3 protein-coding genes and 2 rRNA genes are annotated in these 2,636 nt (G+C 67.0%); 3 read left to right on the forward strand and 2 right to left on the reverse strand.

Annotated elements, in window-relative coordinates; all coding sequences use genetic code 11:
* Together VFR64_20725 and rrf are read left to right on the forward strand one after the other, a co-directional pair.
* Positions 1-260, forward strand: a 23S ribosomal RNA gene (locus tag VFR64_20725); the annotation flags it as partial.
* 63 nt (positions 261-323) lie between these two features.
* Positions 324-440, forward strand: a 5S ribosomal RNA gene (gene rrf / locus VFR64_20730).
* Between the two features lie 160 nt (positions 441-600).
* Here rrf and VFR64_20735 read toward each other — a convergent pair.
* On the reverse strand, positions 601-1,425 hold the full coding sequence (locus VFR64_20735) for a rhomboid family intramembrane serine protease (protein HET9492163.1): 825 nt from the start codon (positions 1,423-1,425) through the stop codon (positions 601-603).
* Positions 1,415-1,642, reverse strand: a complete 228-nt coding sequence (gene yacG, locus VFR64_20740; GenBank protein ID HET9492164.1) for a DNA gyrase inhibitor YacG — start codon at positions 1,640-1,642, stop codon at positions 1,415-1,417. Before yacG ends, VFR64_20735 begins: the two co-directional genes overlap by 11 nt.
* 191 nt (positions 1,643-1,833) lie before the next feature.
* On the opposite strand from yacG, the gene VFR64_20745 reads away from it, so the two are divergent.
* Positions 1,834-2,636, forward strand: an 803-nt coding sequence (locus VFR64_20745; protein ID HET9492165.1) for a sodium/proton-translocating pyrophosphatase, incomplete at its 3' end; no start/stop codon positions are given.

Below are 2,636 nucleotides of genomic sequence, written 5' to 3' on the forward strand. Positions count from 1 at the left end.
GAGCTGCCCCTAGTACGAGAGGACCGGGGTGGACGGACCTCTAGTGTGCGAGCTGTCCTGCCAAGGGCACCGCTCGGTAGCTATGTCCGGCAGGGATAAGCGCTGAAGGCATCTAAGCGCGAAACCCGCCTGAAGATGAGACCTCCCAGGGCGTAAGCCCTCTGAAGGCCCCTCGTAGATTACGAGGTTGATAGGCCGGGGGTGCAAGCACCGTGAGGTGTTCAGCTGACCGGTACTAATCGGCCGTGCGGCTTGACCACTTGATCTTGTCGATGACGTTGCCGCTGCCCTCGAGATCTCCGTATTCGGGAATCATCGCGATTCCCGGTGGCAATGCCGAAGGGGCCACACCCGTTCCCATCCCGAACACGGAAGTTAAGCCCTTCAGGGCCGATGGTACTGCGCTGGCAACGGCGTGGGAGAGTAGGTCGCCGCCGGGGTAAATTCATTCGGAGGGGGCCTCGACGGCCCCCTCCGAGACCTCCCCCAGAACATTCGCGCGGGCCAAGCCCGCGCTCGGAGCGGTTGCTCAAGCGCCCGGGTCGAGAGAGATCGGCCCGGGCGCTTTCCATTTGCCCAGCCGAGCGAACCGAGCGCGGGTCAGGCCAGGCCGGTCCAGAGGGCGAGGACGAAGGACACGACGGTGAGGACGACGGCGGTTCCGGCCAGCAGGTGATCGGCGCTGCCTTCAGCCTTGTGCTCGGCCATCGACATCACCCATCCAGCGGCCAGACCGCCCACGAAGCCGCCGGCGTGGGCCAGGTTGTTCACGCCCGACATGAAGAAGCCGAGGATGAACATGATGAGTGCCCACTGCCCGTACTGGCGGAGGACCAGGGTTCCGAACTGTCCGCCACGACGCCGGCCGAACGCGATCAGCGCACCCAGGAGACCGAAGATCGATCCCGAGGCGCCGATCGTGAACGGCACGCCCGCGGCGTTGGACAGTACGAACCCGGCCACGCCGGCCACGGTGAAGATGATCATGAGCCTGGCCGGCCCGTAGGCGTCCTCGACGGCCGGGGCGAGCTGGCGGATCCAGAGGACGTTGAAGAGGATGTGCAGCAGGCTGCCGTGCAGGTAGATCGCCGTGAACAGCGTCCACCACCGCCCCTGGGCCCAGGCGAACGCCCCGGTCATCCCCAGGAGGTCGAGCGCGGATGAGGTCGGCGCGAACAGATCGAACGGTCCCCGGGGCCGCAGCGCGCCCGCCGGGTCGGCGACCAGGCTGGCGATGTAGAGCGCCACGCAGGCGATGGTGATCGCCTGGGTGACGCCGTTGGCCTGAAAGAGCCGGCGGAAGAGCGTGGTCAGCCCCCACATCCCCGGACGCTTCCGCCCGCAGACCATGCACTCGGACGCGTCGGCTCGGGTGAGCCGGCCGCAGGACGGGCACACGATCGTCCGGGTCGGCCTACCGAACATCGGGCTCTCCCCCGCTCGACATCGGCTCAGCGCCGATCCGGTAGCCTTCGTCGAGCCACACGCCCAGGTCGAGGAGACGGCACGTCAGCGAGCAGAACGGCCGGTCGGGATTGCCCTGCCACGGCATGCGACGTCGGCAGCGCGGGCAGCGTACGCTGCGGCCGGAGGGTGCGGCCCGGCCCGCGCCGGCGGCCGAGGGGGCGGGATCCCTGATCATGGTTCAAGCGCCGCATCGTACTCAGCCCCGACAAAGCATGTCAACTCGCGCACTTTGCCGGCACCGGCGGCACGTTTCTCATTGACACGCGGCGAATGCGTCGCGTAGAGTGTGCGGCGACAAAGACGTGGAAACGACCGAAGGGCCGTCGCCTCCACCACACCCCGTTGTCTGCAGGAGAACCTGAACGCATGACTGCACTGGGGCACCTGCGCGCGCTGGGCGGGTTCGCGCTCGTCATCACGGTCGGCGTGCTGGCCGTGCTGCTGCTGACGCCGGTGGGGCCGGCCGGTGCCCAGAGTGGGGCCCACCCGGCCGGCGGCGAAGCCAGCCTCCAGATCCCCGATCTCGACCAGGTCCAGTTCGGCGTCTTCGGGGGTCGTACGCTGCTCTTCGCCGGCCTCGTCGTCTGCGTGGCGGGCTTGCTGTTCGGGCTGGTGATCTTCAGACAGCTCCGTGGCCTGCCGGTGCATGCCGCCATGCGGGAGATCTCGGAGCTCATCTACGAGACCTGCAAGACCTACCTGATCACGCAGGGGCGGTTCCTCCTCATCCTCGAGGCCTTCATCGCGGTCATCATCGTCCTCTACTTCGGGGTGCTGCTGGGCTTCGAGACCGTCAAGGTGACCATTATCTTGCTGTTCAGCCTCATCGGCATCGGGGGCAGCTACGCCGTGGCCTGGTTCGGGATGCGGATCAACACGTTCGCCAACTCCCGCACCGCGTTCGCCAGCCTCAAGGGCGATCCGTACCCCGTCTACGCCATCCCCCTCAGGGCCGGCATGAGCGTGGGGATGCTGCTGATCAGCGTGGAGCTGTTCTTGATGCTGTGCATCCTCCTCTTCATCCCCGGAGACTACGCCGGCCCGTGCTTCATCGGCTTCGCCATCGGGGAGTCGCTGGGGGCGGCCGCCCTGCGCATCGCCGGCGGCATCTTCACGAAGATCGCCGACATCGGCTCCGATCTCATGAAGATCGTCTTCAACATCAAGGA

The sequence above is a fragment of the Candidatus Methylomirabilota bacterium genome, assembly GCA_035709005.1.
In the GTDB taxonomy this organism is placed as follows: Bacteria; Methylomirabilota; Methylomirabilia; order Rokubacteriales; family CSP1-6; genus 40CM-4-69-5.